Annotated in this window: 13 protein-coding genes; 6 read left to right on the top strand and 7 right to left on the bottom strand. The window is 69.8% G+C overall.

From position 1 onward, the window contains the following. Positions 1–6 precede the first annotated feature (6 nt). Together ACWDEW_RS05445 and ACWDEW_RS05440 are read right to left on the bottom strand one after the other, a co-directional pair. Positions 7–483: a carboxymuconolactone decarboxylase family protein gene (locus ACWDEW_RS05445; protein WP_450509859.1), complete on the bottom strand. Its 477-nt coding sequence runs from the start codon at positions 481–483 to the stop codon at positions 7–9. A 91-nt stretch (positions 484–574) separates the two neighbouring features. Further along, positions 575–2,218 (bottom strand): M4 family metallopeptidase, encoded by a 1,644-nt coding sequence (locus ACWDEW_RS05440; RefSeq protein WP_450509857.1) that lies wholly within the window; start codon positions 2,216–2,218, stop codon positions 575–577. Positions 2,219–2,340: 122 nt separating this feature from the next. Here ACWDEW_RS05440 and ACWDEW_RS05435 point away from each other — a divergent pair, with 122 nt between their 5' ends. Next, the gene (locus tag ACWDEW_RS05435) at positions 2,341–2,757 is read left to right on the top strand and encodes a gamma-glutamylcyclotransferase family protein (protein WP_450509855.1); all 417 of its coding nucleotides are present in this window, start codon (positions 2,341–2,343) and stop codon (positions 2,755–2,757) included. Positions 2,758–2,775: 18 nt separating this feature from the next. On the opposite strand, the gene ACWDEW_RS05430 is transcribed toward ACWDEW_RS05435, so the two are convergent. Further along, complete coding sequence (locus ACWDEW_RS05430; RefSeq protein ID WP_450509853.1) at positions 2,776–3,465, bottom strand: SanA/YdcF family protein; 690 nt, start codon at positions 3,463–3,465, stop codon at positions 2,776–2,778. A gap of 222 nt (positions 3,466–3,687) precedes the next feature. Here ACWDEW_RS05430 and ACWDEW_RS05425 point away from each other — a divergent pair, with 222 nt between their 5' ends. The 5 genes from ACWDEW_RS05425 to ACWDEW_RS05405 all read left to right on the top strand — a co-directional run bounded on the left by ACWDEW_RS05425 (position 3,688) and on the right by ACWDEW_RS05405 (position 10,683). Continuing rightward, the gene (locus ACWDEW_RS05425) at positions 3,688–4,554 is read left to right on the top strand and encodes a sirohydrochlorin chelatase (RefSeq protein ID WP_450509852.1); all 867 of its coding nucleotides are present in this window, start codon (positions 3,688–3,690) and stop codon (positions 4,552–4,554) included. 130 nt (positions 4,555–4,684) lie between these two features. Further along, complete coding sequence (locus ACWDEW_RS05420; protein ID WP_450509850.1) at positions 4,685–5,983, top strand: deoxyguanosinetriphosphate triphosphohydrolase; 1,299 nt, start codon at positions 4,685–4,687, stop codon at positions 5,981–5,983. A 93-nt stretch (positions 5,984–6,076) separates the two neighbouring features. Beyond that, complete coding sequence (locus ACWDEW_RS05415) at positions 6,077–7,342, top strand: NAD(P)/FAD-dependent oxidoreductase (protein WP_450509848.1); 1,266 nt, start codon at positions 6,077–6,079, stop codon at positions 7,340–7,342. 47 nt (positions 7,343–7,389) lie between these two features. After that, complete coding sequence (dnaG, locus tag ACWDEW_RS05410) at positions 7,390–9,294, top strand: DNA primase (protein WP_450509846.1); 1,905 nt, start codon at positions 7,390–7,392, stop codon at positions 9,292–9,294. Between the two features lie 81 nt (positions 9,295–9,375). Then, positions 9,376–10,683: an RNA polymerase sigma factor gene (locus ACWDEW_RS05405; RefSeq protein ID WP_450509844.1), complete on the top strand. Its 1,308-nt coding sequence runs from the start codon at positions 9,376–9,378 to the stop codon at positions 10,681–10,683. 205 nt (positions 10,684–10,888) lie between these two features. On the opposite strand, the gene ACWDEW_RS05400 is transcribed toward ACWDEW_RS05405, so the two are convergent. The 4 genes from ACWDEW_RS05400 to ACWDEW_RS05385 all read right to left on the bottom strand — a co-directional run bounded on the left by ACWDEW_RS05400 (position 10,889) and on the right by ACWDEW_RS05385 (position 16,516). After that, the gene (locus ACWDEW_RS05400; RefSeq protein WP_450509842.1) at positions 10,889–12,817 is read right to left on the bottom strand and encodes an ABC transporter ATP-binding protein; all 1,929 of its coding nucleotides are present in this window, start codon (positions 12,815–12,817) and stop codon (positions 10,889–10,891) included. Next, on the bottom strand, positions 12,817–14,550 hold the full coding sequence (locus ACWDEW_RS05395; protein ID WP_450509840.1) for an ABC transporter ATP-binding protein: 1,734 nt from the start codon (positions 14,548–14,550) through the stop codon (positions 12,817–12,819). Before ACWDEW_RS05395 ends, ACWDEW_RS05400 begins: the two co-directional genes overlap by 1 nt. Positions 14,551–14,701: 151 nt before the next feature. Continuing rightward, positions 14,702–16,159 carry a xylulokinase gene (locus ACWDEW_RS05390; protein WP_362970536.1) on the bottom strand — a complete coding sequence of 486 codons (1,458 nt, stop codon included), beginning with the start codon at positions 16,157–16,159 and terminating at the stop codon, positions 14,702–14,704. A gap of 51 nt (positions 16,160–16,210) precedes the next feature. Next, positions 16,211–16,516, bottom strand: coding sequence for a YtxH domain-containing protein (locus tag ACWDEW_RS05385; RefSeq protein ID WP_450509838.1), 306 nt, complete (start codon positions 16,514–16,516; stop codon positions 16,211–16,213). Between the last annotated feature and the right edge of the window lie 196 nt (positions 16,517–16,712).

The following is a 16,712-nucleotide window of genomic DNA, read 5'->3' as shown; positions in this document are numbered from 1 at the left end:
TGGGGTTCAGCCGAAGAGGCCGGGCTCGTAGTCGCCCTTGCACGGTTGGCGGGTGATGATGTTCAGCCGGTTCACCGAGTTCATGAAGGAGACCAGGATGACCAGCGCGGTGAGTTGCTCGTCGTCGTAGTGCTTGGCGGCGTGCGCCCACACCTCGTCGCTCACCCCGCCGGCCGCGTCCGCGACCCGGGTCCCCTCCTCCGCCAGTTCCAGCGCGGCCCGTTCGGCCTCGGTGAAGACCGTGGCCTCGCGCCACACCGCGACCAGGTTCAGCCGCACCGAGGTCTCGCCGGCCGCGACGGCCTCCTTGGTGTGCATGTCGACGCAGACGGCGCAGCCATTGATCTGGCTGACCCGCAGCGCCACCAACTCCTGGGTCAGAGCGGGCAGTTCAGAGTTCTTGAGGGACCTGCCGACCGCCATGAACTGCTTGGCGGCCTTGCTCGCGGTCGCGCTGGCGAGGTAGTTGAGTCGTGCGTCCATGGTGCCCTCCGTGGGCCGTCGTCGTCAGTGGCTACACCCACGAGACGAGACGGCCCGTTCCCCTGTGACATGGACGCATGTGACCCGGGTCTCACCCCACGTTGACCGCGCTCCAGGCCGCGGCCACCGCGTTGTACTCCGAACTTCCGGTCCCGTAGAGGTCCTTGGCCGCGTTCAGCGTCGCCGTGCGGGCCCCGGCGTAGTTCGTCGAGGACGTCATGTAGACCGTCAGCGCCCGGTACCAGATGGCCCCCAGCTTGTCCCGGCCGATCCCGCCGACCGAAGAGCCGTTGCAGGTGGGGGAGTTGTAGTCGACCCCGTTGATCGTCTTCGCGCCGCTGCCTTCCGCGAGGAGATACGCGAAGTGGTTCGCGACGCCCGACGAGTAGTGGACGTCCAGATTCCCGACCGTCGAACTCCAGCAGTCCGCGGAGTTCCCGTCCTTGGACGGCTTGTCCATGTACCGCAGCGCCGACCGCCCGAAGCCGGACCGCACGATCTTCTCGCCGATGAGGTAATCCCCCCGGTCGGACGCGTTGTTGGCGTACCACTCCACCAGCGTGCCCATGATGTCGGAGGTCGCCTCGTTGAGCCCGCCGGACTCGCCCGAGTACGTCAGCGCCGCCGTCTTCGAGGTGACCCCGTGCGTCATCTCGTGCCCGGCGACATCCAGCGCCACCAGCGGACCGAGCTGCGTCCCGTCACCGTCGCCGTACGTCATGCAGAAGCAACTGTCGTCCCAGAAGGCGTTGTTGTAGCTGTTGCCGTAGTGGACCCGGTTGTACGAACCCTTGCCGTCGCCCGCGATGCCGTTGCGGCCGTGCACGTTCTTGTAGTAGTCCCAGGTCTCGTTCGTGCCGTACTGCGCGTCCACCGCGGCCGACGAACGGTCCGAAGTCGCCCCCGTGCCCCAGTGGTTGTCGGTGTCGGTGAACACCGTGGACGGCGCCCGGCTGATGCAGATGCCGAGGATGCACAGATCGGTCTTGTTCGCCGCGTCACCGGTGTAGGTCCCGCCGCGCGAGGCGTCCTTGAGCTGGTACGTCGATCCCGACAGCGTCGTCTCCAGCGGCACCGTCCCGCTGTACAGCGACTGCCCGTCGCCGGTCGCCGTCTCCACGCTGTCCCAGGCGTCGATCCGGGCGCCGGTGCGGGCGTCGGTCAGCACGGTTCGGGCGACCGGGTTGCCGAGCGAGTCCTTGGCGACGACATTGGTCCGCCAGGCGAGCTTCGGGGCGCCGTGGAGGGCGTCGACTATCAGCTGGGGCTTGGCGGTCACGCTCTTGAGCGCCTCGCCGAGATGCGCGGCCCGCAGCGCGTTCACCGCCAGGTCCGCCGCCTTCGGAGCGGCCACCTTCGGCGTGACGGTCGCCAGGGACATGGAGGCGCGGGTCGCGCGGTCGGCGCTCCGGTAACTCCCGTTCGGAGCCAGGTGCACCACGAAGTCACCGCCGAGTACGGGGAGTTGACGGTACGTCCGGTCGTAGCGGACGTGCTGTGTGCCGTCCGGGTCGACGATCACGTCCCGGACCGACGTGCCCTCCGAGGCGGTCAGCCCCAGACTCGTGGCATGGGCCAGCAGCGCGGAGGCGGCGTTCGCGATCGCGGTGGACCGGGTCGGCCGGTCGACGGCGTGGGCGGTGGGGGAGAGGGTGGCGGCCAGCAGGGTCGCGGCGCCGGCCGCGATACCGGCCGTGGCGAGACGGGAACCATGAACGTGCCGTGTCCGACTCATCGGTCTCCTCAAGAACGCAAGTGGGGGGCGTGGGGGCCGCGTTGATGTTGAATGAGATTTAAAGGGTCATGACATGTCATGTCCATAGCGCGTGCAAAGACTTCCGGACTCCAGGAGGCCGAGTGACATCCCTCCCGTTCTTCGTCTACGGCACCCTCCGCCCCGGCGAGCCCAACCACGACCACTTCCTGCGCGGCCACACGGAGTCGGAGGAACCGGGGCGCCTGCACGGTGCCGTCCTCTACGAGGGCCCCGGCTACCCGTACGCCGTCGAGGACCCCGGCTCGGTGGTCGTCGGCGAACTCGTCACCGCGCGCCGGGAGTCCTACCCCCGACTCCTCCTGGCCCTCGACCGGCTTGAGGACTACGCGCCCGGCGACCCGCGCAACCTCTACGAGCGCGTCGAACGCCCGGTGACCCGCGACGCCGACGGCACGGCGGTACGCGCGTGGGTGTACTTCGCGTCCGCCGCCGTCACCGCAGCCCTCCACGCCCACGGCAAACTGATCGAGGGCGGCGACTGGCGCCACCGCCGCTGAACGATTGTTGAACGATCCTCAGTTGCCTCCGGAGGCCAGCGCCCGCGCGACCCCCTTCTCCTTCGGCCCCAGGAACTGCGGATCGGGACGGATCGCCACGTCCAGCGCCGCCTTGCCCGCCGCGAACACCTCGCGGGTGCCGCCGTAGTACCAGGTCGCGTTGTGCGCCTCGTCGACCCCGACGCCGTACGAGTCGACCCCCGCCGCCTCGCACAGCGCGACCGCCCGCCGGATGTGGAACCTCTGGCTGATGAGCACGGCCCTGCCGACGCCGAAGATCTTCTTGGCGCGGACGCAGGAGTCCCAGGTGTCGAAGCCGGCGTAATCGGTGACCACGCGCGCGCGGGGCACCCCGTGCTTCGCCAGGTAGACGCGCATCGCGTCCGGCTCGTCGTAGTCCTTGCGGCTGTTGTCACCGGTCACCAGGACGACCTTCACCCGGCCCTCCCGGTACAGCGTGGCCGCCGCGTCCAGCCGGTGCGCGAGATACGGCGACGGCTCGCCGTCCCACAGCCCGGCGCCGAAGACCACGGCCACATCGGTGCGCGGCGCGTCCTGAAGGGTCCGCAGCCGGTCCGCCGTCGACACCCACAGCCAGGTCGCCGGAAGCAGCGCGAGGACGCACCCGAGGGCGACCCCCTGCACGAGCTGTCGCCACCCGGCACGCGTGCGTGGCAGCCGGGGTCGGCGAAGTCTCGGGCGACGCATCAGACGTATCAACGGGGGCCCCTCGCTGTTCGGTTTCGACAGTCACAGACGCGCCGTAACCCACCGCGGTTCGCCGCCGGCAGTGTGACCGGCTTCACTGTGAACGCCGAACGCGCAGGTCACCTCACCTCACACACCCCCGGCACCCCACCGTGAACCCCCGGAAAACCCCCGTCATTCCGGTGCAACGGCACGGCAACGTCCTGCCGCCACCATCACTTCATGACGGCGTCGCATCATCCCCACGACGAGTCCACGACCCTCGACAGTACGGCGCATCTCATGAACCGGATCAGCAGTCAGCTCGCCAGCCAGCTCAGCCTCGTCTCCCTGAACGGCAGCCGCCGCCCCGGCCCGCCCGCGCTCGTCCTGGTCGCGCACGGCAGCCGCGACCCGCGCGCCCTGAGCACCGTACGAGCCCTCATGGACCGCGTCCGTGAACTGCGCCCCGGCCTCCCCGTCCACCTGGGCCACATCGAACTCAACGAGCCCCGCCTGACGGACACCCTCACCGCACTCGGCCCCACGGACGCCGTCCTCGTCCCCCTCCTCCTGGCCCGCGGCTACCACGTCAAGCACGACATCCCCGAACTGGCCGCCGAGACACCGGCACGCACGCGCGTGGCACCCCCTCTGGGCCCGCACCCCCTCCTCGTGGAGACCCTCTACGACCGCCTGGTCGAGGCGGGTTGGCGTACGAGGACCGACGAGCAGTCCCGCCGGGGCAGCGCGGTGGTCCTGGCCGCAGCAGGCTCCAGGGACCCGGACTCCAAGCTGGACACCAACCACACGGCCCAACTCCTCGCCGACCGCCTGGGAGTCCCCGTCATCCCCGCGTACGCCTCGGCGGCGACTCCCACTGTCGCAACGGCGGTCCGCGCCCTCGCGGCGAGGGGCCGGCACCGGGTGGCTGTCGCATCCTGCTTCACGGCCCCCGGCCGCTTCGCGACCCAGTGCGCGGAGGCGGCTCCATGGATCGCGTCGGCCCCTCTGGGAGCGCACCCCGCGATGGCTAGGCTGGTCCTCCACCGCTACGACCAGGCCATGATGACGACGGCGAGCACGGAACCGGAACTGGCATCAGCTTGATACGTAGGCAAGGGCAGCCCACCTAGGGGCGCGGGGAACTGCGCGACCAACCCCCACCGGCCTGCAGACGAATCGCCTCCTGCTGCCCCGCAACTCCCGAATTGTCACTACCGCCGCTTACTGTCGAGACATGTCCTACGACGCGCACGCAACCGAACGCTGGGCCCCCGAACCCGACAAACGCCCCGGCCGCACCGCCTTCCAGCGTGACCGCGCGCGCGTACTCCACTCCGCCGCACTCAGAAGACTCGCCGGCAAGACCCAGGTCGTCACCCCGGGAACCCGCAGCCAGGCCTGGGACGCCAGCCCCCGCACCCGCCTGACCCACTCCCTGGAATGCGCCCAGGTGGGCCGAGAGCTGGGCGCGGCCCTCGGCTGCGACCCCGACCTCGTCGAAGCCGCCTGCCTCTCCCACGACCTCGGCCACCCTCCCTTCGGCCACAACGGCGAACAGGCACTGAACGAGTTCGCGGACGACTGCGGCGGCTTCGAGGGCAACGCCCAGTCCCTGAGACTCCTCACCCGCATCGAGCCGAAGCGCTTCGTGAAGAGCGACACGACCGGCGACTTGGTGAGCGTCGGCCTCAACCTCACCCGGGCCACCCTCGACGCCGCCACCAAGTACCCCTGGCCGCGCGGCGCGCACCCCACCGACCCCAAGTCGCCCAAGTTCGGTGTCTACGAGGACGACAGACCGGTCTTCGACTGGGTCCGCAAGGGCGCCCCCGGCACCCGCACCTGCTTCGAGGCCCAGGTCATGGACTGGTCGGACGACGTGGCGTACTCCGTGCACGACGTCGAGGACGGCCTGCACGCGGGCCACATCGACCCCAACTGCCTGCACGCCGAACCGGAACGCCAGGAGATCTTCAAGGTGGCCGTCGGCCGCTACGTCCCCGCGGACACGGCCCCCGACGAACTCGCCGAGGCGCTGGACCGGCTCCAGAACGAGCCGTGGTGGCCGCACGGCTACGACGGCTCGGCGGTCGCGCAGGCCCGCCTCAAGGACGCCACCAGCCAGCTCATCGGCCGCTTCTGCCTGGCCGCCGAGGCCGCCACGCGCGCGAGGTACGGCACCGGCCGCCTCACCCGCTACGACGCCGAACTCGTCGTACCGCGCGAAGCACGGCTGGAGTGCGCGGTCCTCAAGGCGGTCGCCGACCGGTACGTCATGCAGCGCGCCGAGCAGGAGCGCATCCGTGCCGACGAGCGCGTCGTGGTCGCCGAACTCGCCGAGGCGCTCACCACGCGCGCGCCCGACGGGCTGGAGCCGCAGTTCCGCGCCCAGTTCGACGAGGCGCCCGACGACCGCGCCCGCAAGCGGGTGATCGTCGATCAGATCGCGTCACTGACCGACGCGTCGGCGCGGTCTCTTCACGCGCATCTCACATCCCTGGGGCACAGTGACGCGAAACAAGCCCGAATGTGACCCTCCGTGGCCTGATCGGGCCACACCCCCTTCCCGCATCACGCTGCGTGCGGGACGCTCGCATATGGCGGCACCCTTACGAGGAGGCATCAAGTGGTCGACGCGGATCAGACATTCGTCATCGTCGGAGGAGGCCTGGCCGGCGCCAAGGCGGCCGAGGCGCTCCGAGCGGAGGGCTTCACCGGCCGCGTGATACTGATCTGCGACGAACGCGACCACCCGTACGAGCGCCCGCCGCTGTCCAAGGGCTACCTCCTCGGCAAAGAGGAGCGCGACAGCGTCTTCGTCCACGAACCCGCCTGGTACGCGCGCAACGACATCGAGCTGCATCTCGGCCAGACCGTCGACGCCATCGACCGTACGGCGAAGACGGTCCGCTTCGGAGACGACGGCACCCTTGTCCACTACGACAAGTTGCTCATCGCCACCGGCTCCGAGCCCCGCCGCCTCGACATCCCGGGCACGGACCTCGCGGGCGTCCACCATCTGCGCCGCCTCTCGCACGCCGAGCGCCTCAAGGGCGTCCTCGCCACCCTGGGCCGGGACAACGGCCATCTGGTGATCGCAGGCGGCGGCTGGATCGGCCTGGAGGTCGCGGCGGCGGCCCGCGAGTACGGCGCCGAGGTGACCGTCGTGGAACCCTCGCAGACCCCGCTGCACGGAGTCCTCGGCCCCGAACTCGGCCAGCTCTTCGCCGATCTGCACGCCGAGCACGGCGTCCGTTTCCACTTCGGCGCCAAGCTCACCGAGATCGTCGGCCAGGACGGCATGGTTCTCGCCGCCCGCACGGACGACGGCGAGGAGCACCCCGCGCACGACGTCCTCGCGGCCATCGGCGCGGCCCCGCGCACCGCGCTCGCCGAGGCGGCGGGCCTGGAGCTGGCGGACCGCGCGCACGGCGGCGGCATCGCGGTCGACGAACGGCTGCGCACCTCCGACCCCGACATCTACGCGGCCGGCGACGTGGCCGCCTTCCACCACGCCCTGTTCGACACCCGGCTGCGGGTGGAGCACTGGGCCAACGCCCTCAACGGCGGCCCGGCGGCGGCCCGCGCGATGCTCGGCAAGGACGTCACCTACGACCGCGTGCCCTATTTCTTCTCCGACCAGTACGACTTGGGTATGGAGTACTCCGGCTGGGCGCCCCCGGGCTCCTACGACGAAGTGGTGATCCGGGGAGACGCGGGCAAGCGCGAGTTCATCGCCTTCTGGCTGAAGGAGGGACGCGTGCTGGCCGGGATGAACGTGAATGTGTGGGACGTCACAGAGCCCATCCAGCAGCTCATCCGCTCCAGGGCACAGGTGAACACCGAGGCTCTGGCGGACCCACACGTTCCGCTGGACAGCCTGGGCGCCTAGAGATCCTGCTCGTCACTGGTGTCAGTCCGGCCCCGTAGAATTCACGCGTGGCAGGACGGATCAACGACGAGGACGTGAAGGCGGTTCGGGACGCGGTCCCGATCGACGCCGTGGTGTCCGAGTACCTCCAGCTGCGGAACGCGGGCGGCGGCAACCTCAAGGGTCTCTGCCCGTTCCACGACGAGAAGTCGCCGTCCTTCCAGGTCAGCCCGAGCAAGGGTCTCTTCCACTGCTTCGGCTGCCAGGAGGGCGGCGACACCATCACGTTCGTGATGAAGGTCGACCACCTCACCTTCTCGGAGTCGGTCGAGCGCCTGGCCGCCCAGGCCGGCATCACGCTGCGGTACGAGGAGGGCGGGTACAACCCCTCCCACCAGCGCGGCGAGCGCATCCGTCTGGTCGAGGCCCACAAGGCCGCCGCCGACTTCTACGTCGAGCAGCTCGCCGTCAGCCCCGAGGCGGACACCGGCCGCAAGTTCCTCGCCGAGCGCGGCTTCGACCAGTCCGCCGCCGAGCACTTCTCCGTCGGCTACAGCCCCCAGGGCTGGGACCACCTCACCCGCTACCTCCGCGGCAAGGGCTTCACCGACAAGGAGCTGCTCCTCTCCGGTCTCTCCCAGGAGGGCCGCCGCGGCCCCATCGACCGCTTCCGCGGGCGCCTGATGTGGCCGATCCGCGACATCGGCGGCGAGGTCGTCGGCTTCGGCGCCCGCAAGCTCTACGAGTCGGACAACGGCCCGAAGTACCTCAACACGCCCGACACCGCGATCTACAAGAAGTCCCAGGTCCTCTACGGCATCGACCTCGCGAAGAAGGACATCGCCAAATCGTCCCGCGCGGTCGTGGTCGAGGGCTACACGGACGTCATGGCCTGCCATCTGGCAGGAGTGACGACGGCGATCGCCACCTGCGGCACGGCCTTCGGCACCGACCACATCAAGATCCTCCGCAGGCTGCTGATGGACAACGGCTCGGCCCGCGTGATCTTCACCTTCGACGGCGACGCGGCCGGCCAGAAGGCGGCCCTGCGCGCCTTCGAGGACGACCAGAAGTTCGCCGCCGAGACGTACATCGCGATCGCCCCCGACAACATGGACCCGTGCGAACTCCGCCTCGCCAAGGGCGACGAGGCGGTCGCCGACCTGGTCGAACCCCGCACCCCGCTCTTCGAGTTCGCGCTCCGCCAGATCGTCGTCCGCTACGACCTCGACACCCCCGCGGGCCGCGCCTCCGCCCTGGACGAGGCGGCCCCGATCGTCGCCCGCATCAAGAACAGCGGAGCCCAGCACGAGGTGGCCGTCCAGCTAGCCGGCATGCTCGGCATCCTCGACACCCAGTTCGTGGTCAAGAGGGTTGCGCAGCTGGCCCGTTGGGCCCGCGACCGCGGCGGCAAGGGCCCGGCACCGGCGAGGGGCGGCGCCCAGCAGCAGTACGACACCACCCCGCGCCCCCCGACCGGCGGCCCCGCCCTCACCCTCCGTAACCCGGTCTTCGCCACCGAACGCGAACTCCTCAAACTCGCCCTCCAGCGCCCCGATTTGGTCTCCCCGGCCTTCGACGCGTACGGCGTCGACGAGTTCACCGCCCCGCCCTACGCGGCCGTTCGGGAGGCGATCATCGAGGCGGGCGGCGCCGAGTACGGCGTCCAGGACCCCCAGGACTATCTCGTCCGCGTCCGCGAGGCGGCACCGGACGACGCGGTCCGCGCGATGGTCACCGAGCTCGCCGTGGAGGCGATCCTGCGCCGCACGGTCGACGAGAACTACGCGGGCGAGCAGCTCGTCACCGTCCGCCGAAGAGCCGTAGTGCGCCGGATCCACGACATCCAGGGCGCGCTCACCCGCCTCGGCAGCCACGGAGACTCGGCGGAACTGGCCGCCGTACAGAACGAGTTGTGGGTTCTTCAGCAGTACGACCAGGCACTCCAGGTGCACGGCGCCTCAGCGCTCTGAGCGCGTAGTTACGGAACGGACTCAAAAAGTCACCGCACGCCCCTCGTGGCGGCGATGTGTCGTACTCCACACTGGGTTCCGGTGCCTGAGTCCTCGGAGCGCGGCCGATCCGTCCCCAGCGGGTCCTTCACCCCCGCGATTCCGCTCATCGAGTACGGGACGGACAGCGGTGAGGCCGCCGACTCCGCCCCCGAAGAACCGCTGCCGTACCCCCTGGCAGCGATCATCCTGGAGGTCGCCCCCGTGCAGACCCAGACCCTCGACCAGACCGAGACCAGCACGACGGACGGCGCGGAACCGGACGCGGAGACCGAAGTCCTCGCGACCGTCCCCCCGCAGAGCCGTGCCGCGCACCACCCCGAGACCGCGGACCTGGAGAGCCCGCCCGGGCTCGAAGAACCGCCGGCCGAAGCGGTGGAGACCGCCGAGGCACCCGAGCCCGACGAACGGCCCCGCGGCCGGGTCGCCGACACCGGCGCACCCTCCTCGGACCTGTTCCGCCAGTACCTGCGCGAGATCGGCCGCATCCCCCTGCTCACCGCGGCCGAGGAGGTCGAACTCGCCCGCCGCGTCGAGGCCGGCCTGTTCGCCGAGGAACGGCTCGGCAGCGCCTTCGACCTGGACAGCCAACTCGCCCTCGACCTGGACAAGTTGGTCGTCATGGGCCGGATGGCCAAGCGTCGCCTGATCGAGGCGAACCTGCGGCTCGTCGTGTCGGTGGCGAAGAGGTACGTCGGCCGCGGGCTGACCATGCTCGACCTCGTCCAGGAGGGAAACCTCGGCCTGATCAGGGCAGTCGAGAAGTTCGACTACGCCCGCGGCTACAAGTTCTCCACCTACGCCACCTGGTGGATCCGCCAGGCCATGTCCCGCGCCCTCGCCGACCAGGCCCGCACGATCCGCGTCCCGGTCCACGTCGTCGAGTTGATCAACCGGGTCGTCCGCGTCCAGCGCCGGATGCTCCAGGAGCGCGGCTACGAGCCCACGCCGGAAGAGGTCGCCGAGCACCTCGACCTCGCCCCCGAACGCGTCAGCGAGGTCCTGCGGCTCGCCCAGGAACCGGTGTCGCTGCACGCGCCGGTGGGGGAGGAGGACGACGTCGCCCTCGGCGACCTGATCGAGGACGGCGACGCGACGAGTCCCGTGGAGTCCGCCGCGTTCCTGCTGCTGCGGCAGCACTTGGAAGCGGTGCTGTCGACGCTCGGCGAGCGGGAGCGGAAGGTCGTACAGCTGAGGTACGGGCTGGCCGACGGGCGTCCGCGCACGCTGGAGGAGATCGGGCGGATCTTCGGGGTGACGCGGGAGCGGATCCGGCAGATCGAGTCGAAGACTCTGAACAAGCTGCGGGACCATGCCTTTGCGGATCAGCTCAGGGGTTATCTGGACTGATGCCGGGTGCGGGTCCGGTGGGGGCGGGCCGCGCCCCGCGGCGGAGCCGCAAATGTACACAGCCCCGCGCCCCTGAAGAGTCGGGCGCGCCCATGCTTTCAGGCGCCCCCCGCGCGCCCAAAAACACCGGGTGAGCGGTGTCTTTTAGGGGCGCGGGGAACTGCGCGACCAGCCCCCACCGGACCCGCAGCCGAACACCGAACCGCTAGTCCACTTCCGCCACCGCCTGCGCGAACTGTGCCTTGTACAGCCGCGCATACGCCCCGTCCGCCGCCAACAGGTCCGCGTGCGCGCCCTGTTCGACGATCGCGCCGTTCTCCATGACCAGGATCGTGTCCGCGTCCCGGATCGTGGAGAGCCGGTGCGCGATCACGAACGAGGTACGCCCGTGGGCGAGTTTGGCCATCGCCTTCTGGATCAGGACCTCCGTGCGCGTGTCGACGGAGGACGTCGCCTCGTCGAGGACGAGGATCGTCGGGTCGGAGAGGAACGCCCGCGCGATGGTGATGAGCTGCTTCTCACCGGCGCTGACGCCCGTCCCCTCGTCGTCGATCACGGTGTCGTAGCCGTCGGGCAGCGTACGGACGAACCGGTCGGCGTGCGCCGCCCGCGCCGCCTCCTCGATCTCGCCCCGGGTGACCTCGCGGGACGCGCCGTACGCGATGTTCTCGGCGATCGAGCCGCCGAACAGCCAGGTGTCCTGGAGCACCATGCCGATGGTGGCGCGCAGTTCGTCGCGGGACATCCGCGCGATGTCCACGCCGTCGAGGGTGATCCGGCCGCCGGAGACCTCGTAGAACCGCATGAGGAGGTTCACGAGGGTGGTCTTGCCGGCGCCCGTGGGGCCGACGATCGCGACCGTGTGGCCCGGTTCCACCGTCAGCGAGAGGTCCTCGATGAGCGGCTTGTCGGGTTCGTAGCGGAAGGAGACGTGCTCCAGGGCGACCAGGCCGCGCAGCTCCGCGGGGCGCTCGCTCGGCATCGGGTCGGCCGACTGCTCCTCGGCGTCGAGGAGTTCGAAGATCCGTTCCGCGGAGGCGACGCCGGACTGGACCAGGTTCGCCATCGAGGCGACCTGGGTCAGCGGCATCGAGAACTGGCGCGAGTACTGGACGAAGGCCTGCACGTCACCGATGGAGAGCGCGCCGGACGCGACCCGCAGGCCGCCCACGACCGCGACCAGCACGTAGTTGAGGTTCGACACGAACATCATCAGCGGCTGCATGATCCCGCTGTTGAACTGGGCCTTGAAGCCCGCCTCGTACAGCGCGTCGTTCTGCTCGGCGAACAGCTGCGCCGACTCGTCCTGCCGCCCGAACACCTTCACCAGGTTGTGGCCGGTGTACATCTCCTCGACATGCGCGTTGAGCTTGCCCGTCGAGCGCCACTGCTGCACGAAGTGCGGCTGCGAGCGCTTGCCGATGCGGGTGGCGACGAAGAACGACAGCGGCACGGTCACCAGCGCGACCAGGGCGAGCAGCCAGGACACCCAGAACATCATCGCGAGAACGCCGATGATCGTGAGCACCGAGTTGATCAGCTGGCCCATCGACTGCTGGAGCGTCTGCCCGATGTTGTCGATGTCGTTGGTCGCGCGCGAGAGCACCTCACCGCGCTGCCGCTTGTCGAAGTACGACAGCGGGAGGCGGGACATCTTCGTCTGCACGTTCTCGCGCAGCCGGAACATCGTCCGGTTGACCGCCCGGTTGACCATCCGGGTCGCCACCGCCATCAGCAGCCCGGCCACCAGGAACGTGCCCAGCGCGAGCAGCAGCACATGACCCACCGCGGTGAAGTCGATGCCCTTGCCCGGGGTGAAGTCCGTGCTCTGCAGCATGTCCGCGATCGAGCCCTGGCCCCGGTCGCGCATCGCCTGGAGGGCCTGCGCCTTGGTCGTCCCGGCCGGCATCTGCCGCCCGATGATCCCCGCGAAGACCAGGTCGGTGGCGTTGCCGAGGATCTTCGGCCCCACCACGTTCAGCCCGACGCTGATCACCACACACACCAGCAGGATGCCGATGGTCAGCCGCTCCGGCCTGAACTGACCGATCAGCCGCTTGCCGGACACCTTGAAGTCCATCGAACGGGCGTCGGGGCCCGTCCCGGCCATCATCCGCCCCATGGGCCCGGCCATCAGGCAGCCTCCGCTTCCGTGAGCTGGGAGAGAACGATCTCCCGGTACGTCTCGTTGTCCGCCATCAGTTCGTGATGACGCCCCGTCCCCACGACCCGTCCCTCGTCGAGTACGACGATCCGGTCCGCGTCCCTGATGGTCGCCACCCGCTGCGCCACGATCACCACGGTCGCCTCGGCGGTCTCGTGCGCGAGGGCCGCCCGCAGCGCCGCGTCGGTCGCGTAGTCGAGGGCGGAGAAGGAGTCGTCGAAGAGGTAGATCTCCGGCCGCTGCACGAGTGTCCGGGCGATCGCGAGCCGCTGCCGCTGACCGCCGGAGACATTCGTGCCGCCCTGCGCGATGGGGGAGTTCAGTCCGTTCTCCAGCCCCTCGACGAAGCCCTTGGCCTGCGCCACCTCCAGCGCGTGCCACAACTCCTCGTCCGTCGCGTCGGGATTGCCGTAGCGAAGGTTGGTGGCGACCGTGCCCGCGAACAGATACGGCTTCTGCGGGACCAGGCCGACCGTCTTGGCGAGCAGCACCGGGTCGATGGTCGACACGTCGACTCCGTCGACGAGGACCTCGCCGTCGGTCGCGTCAACCAGGCGCGGGACCAGACTCAGAAGGGTGGACTTTCCGCTGCCGGTCGAGCCGATCACGGCCGTCGTCTCGCCCGGGCGGGCCACCAGGTCGATGGACTTCAGCACGGGTTCCTCGGCGCCCGGATAACAGAAGCCGACCCCGCGGACCTCCAGATGCCCGTGCCGGCGCAGCTCGAAGACGGGAGCCACCGGCGGCACGACACTGCTCTCCGTGTCGAGGACCTCCTCGATGCGCTCGGCACAGACCTCCGCGCGCGGCACCATCATGAACATGAAGGTGGCCATCATCACGGACATCACGATCTGCATGAGGTAGGCGAGGAACGCGGTCAGGTCACCGATCTGCATCCCGCCACTGTCGATGCGATGGGCGCCGAACCAGACCACCGCGATCGACGACAGGTTCACCGTGGTCATGACCACCGGGAACATCAGCGCGAGCAGGTTGCCGGTCCTCAGCTGCATCTCGGTGAGATCGCTGTTGGCCTTCCGGAACCGGTCCTTCTCGTACTCGTCCCGGACGAAGGCGCGGATGACCCGGTTGCCGGTGATCTGCTCGCGCAGCACCCGGTTCACCGAGTCCAGGCGTACCTGCATCGTCCGGAACAGCGGTCGCAGCCGCCGCACGATGATCGTCACGCAGATCGTCAGCGTCGGCACCACCGCGATCAGCACCGCGGACAGTGGCACGTCCAGACCGAGCGCCAGGATGATCCCGCCGACACACATGATCGGCGCCGACACGAGCAGCGTGAACGTCATCAGGGCCAGCATCTGGACCTGCTGCACGTCGTTGGTCGTACGGGTGATCAGCGAGGGCGCGCCGAACTGGCCGACCTCGCGGGCCGAGAACGACTGCACCCGGTCGAAGATGGCACCCCGGATGTCCCGGCCGACCGCCGAGGCGGTGCGCGCGCCGAAGTAGACGGCTCCGGTGTTGCAGACGACCTGGACGAGCGAGATCCCGATCATCAGGGCGCCGAACGACAGGATGTAACCGGTGTCACCCTTCACGACACCGTTGTCGATGATGTGCGCGTTCAGGGTGGGCAGGTAGAGGGTGGCGCAGGTCTGCAAAAACTGCAGCAGCACCAACAGGGCGATGGGTTTCCTGTAGGGCCTGAGATAGGTCCGCAGAAGTCGTATGAGCACGCTGGGTCTCTCGGAGTCGGCGGGTGGGGGGTGGGCGGTCTGCCCCTCGCCCCCATCGTCCGACACTCCACCCGCGTTACCTCAACTGATTAAGCCAAGAGCAGTGCCACATGCCCCCTTATGAACGCTTAAGAGTGCAACGCGTGAAGTCCTACGACCGGAACGCCCCCGGATGGGTCTGTTCCCGTACGGACACGTACTGCTGGCGCACCGCCTGCCCTACGGCCAGTTCGTCACCCGGCTCCAGCACCTGCGCGACCGGACCCTGCCAGGGCGGCGGGGTGCGCGGGTCCAGCGTCCCCTGCGAGACCCCGAGCGCCCACGCGGCCTGCCGGGCGGCACCGATCGCCGCGTAGTCGGCGGGCTGCGGTACGACGACCTGCGTCCCGAACAGCGCGGGCGCCGCGGCCTGCACCGCGGGCAGTTCGGCGGCCGGCCCGAGCAGGAAGAGTCGCCGCACCGCCACGCCCCGCCCGCGCAGCACGTCCAGCGCGTCCGCGAGCCCGCACAGCATGCCCTCGAACGCGGCCCGCGCCAGATGCTCCGCCTTCATCGACTCCCGCCGCAGTCCGGCCAGCGTCCCGGCGGTGTGCGGCAGGTTCGGCGTCCGCTCACCCTCCAGATACGGCAGGAACACCAACCCGTGCGCACCCGGCGTCGACTTCATCGCCAGCTCGGACAGACTCTCCAGATCGGGCAGCCCGAGCAGCTCGGCGGCCCCGCGCAGGGTCCGTACGGCATTGAGTGTGGTGACGACCGGCAGATGCATCCCGGTCGCGTCGGCCAGCGAGGTGATCATCCCGCTCTGGTCGACGAGCGCCTCGGGGTGTACGGCCATCACGGACCCGGAGGCACCGAGCGACACCACGGCATCCCCGAACCCGATCCCGAGTCCGAAGGCGGCCGCCATGGTCTCGCCGGTCCCGGCGGAGATCAGCAGCCCCTCCGGAGTTGTACCGGCCGCGTCGGACGGGCCGATCACCTCGGGCAGCATGGCCTGGTGACCGAGGGCCAGCTCGACGAGGTCGGGCCGGTAACCGCCGCCGGCGGCGGACCAGTACCCGGTCCCGGAGGCCCCACCCCGATCGGTGGTCCTTCTCACCGGCCGCCCGAGGAGCTGCCACACCAGCCAGTCGTGGGCCTGCAACAGGGCGGCCGTACGGCGGGCGTTGTCGGGCTCGGTCCGGTTCAGCCAGCGCAGCTTGGTCACCGGCTGCGCGGCCTGCGGAACACAGCCCACCGCCTGCGCCCACGCCTCGCGCCCGCCGAGCGCGTCGATCAGATCCGCCGCGGCGACCTGCGCCCGCTTGTCACCGCCGACCATCGCGGGCCGCACGGTGTTGCCCTGCGCGTCCAGCGGCACCAGCGCGTTCTGCTGCGCGGACACGCCGATGGCCTGCACCCCTTCGAGCAGCCCCCCGCCGGCCGCCTCGCCCAGCGACAGCAGCCAGGCCTGTGGATCGACATCGGAGGGCCGCCCGCCGCCCTCGGTCTCGGATTCGACCGGATGTGGCGCGTATCCCTGCCTGAGCACGGACCCCGTGTCCGTGTCACAGACGACGATACGAGTGAAATCGGGCGAACTGTCCAACCCGGCGACTATCCCCATGGCGGAAATTCTGCCGTACGGCGGGAGGTGGCCGCGCCGGGTCGGGGCTCCCTAGGTGTTGCTGGTGCCCCAGTCGTCCTCGCCCGTGCCGTTCGTGTTGCGCTCACGCAGGGACCGTACGCGCTGGGCGACCGAGTCGGGGACCCGATCGCCCACCTTCTCGCCGACCGCGTGGTACGCCTTGCCCGCGAACTGGCGGCCCTGCTGCGCCGCCGACTCGGCGGTGTTGCGGACGGCCGGGTTCTGCGCGACCTGGCGTGCCGACTTCTTCAGCTGCTCGTAGCGCTCGCGTCCGGCCCGCGTGCCCAGCACGTAACCCAGAGCCAGTCCGACGACGAACGTGAGCTTGTAGCGCATGACGGTCACCCTTCCCTTGCGTAGTCCCTCGCGGGTCTGTCCCTCGCGGGTCTCCGGCGCGGCATCGGTGCCGGGGGAACCGATTGGCGGAGCACCCCCCTGCTTGCGCTAATGTATGTGTCGCAGCGAGCGCACGCCCCCTGGCGAATACCCGGGTAGGTACGATCGATGCAACGAGGCATTCCCCTGTAGCTCA

This window comes from Streptomyces sp. NPDC001100 (genome assembly GCF_053598575.1).
The sequence above is the reverse complement of the archived record's forward strand: the minus strand, read 5'-3'. Positions and strand labels throughout refer to the sequence as shown.

Coding starts and splice junctions, on each gene's coding strand:
- ACWDEW_RS05445 (WP_450509859.1), bottom strand. CDS start 483: ATGGACGCACGACTCAACTACCTCGCCAGCGCGACCGCGAGCAAGGCC.
- ACWDEW_RS05440 (WP_450509857.1), bottom strand. CDS start 2,218: ATGAGTCGGACACGGCACGTTCATGGTTCCCGTCTCGCCACGGCCGGT.
- ACWDEW_RS05430 (WP_450509853.1), bottom strand. CDS start 3,465: ATGCGTCGCCCGAGACTTCGCCGACCCCGGCTGCCACGCACGCGTGCC.
- ACWDEW_RS05425 (WP_450509852.1), top strand. CDS start 3,688: ATGACGGCGTCGCATCATCCCCACGACGAGTCCACGACCCTCGACAGT.
- ACWDEW_RS05420 (WP_450509850.1), top strand. CDS start 4,685: ATGTCCTACGACGCGCACGCAACCGAACGCTGGGCCCCCGAACCCGAC.
- ACWDEW_RS05400 (WP_450509842.1), bottom strand. CDS start 12,817: ATGGCCGGGCCCATGGGGCGGATGATGGCCGGGACGGGCCCCGACGCC.
- ACWDEW_RS05390 (WP_362970536.1), bottom strand. CDS start 16,159: ATGGGGATAGTCGCCGGGTTGGACAGTTCGCCCGATTTCACTCGTATC.
- ACWDEW_RS05385 (WP_450509838.1), bottom strand. CDS start 16,516: ATGCGCTACAAGCTCACGTTCGTCGTCGGACTGGCTCTGGGTTACGTG.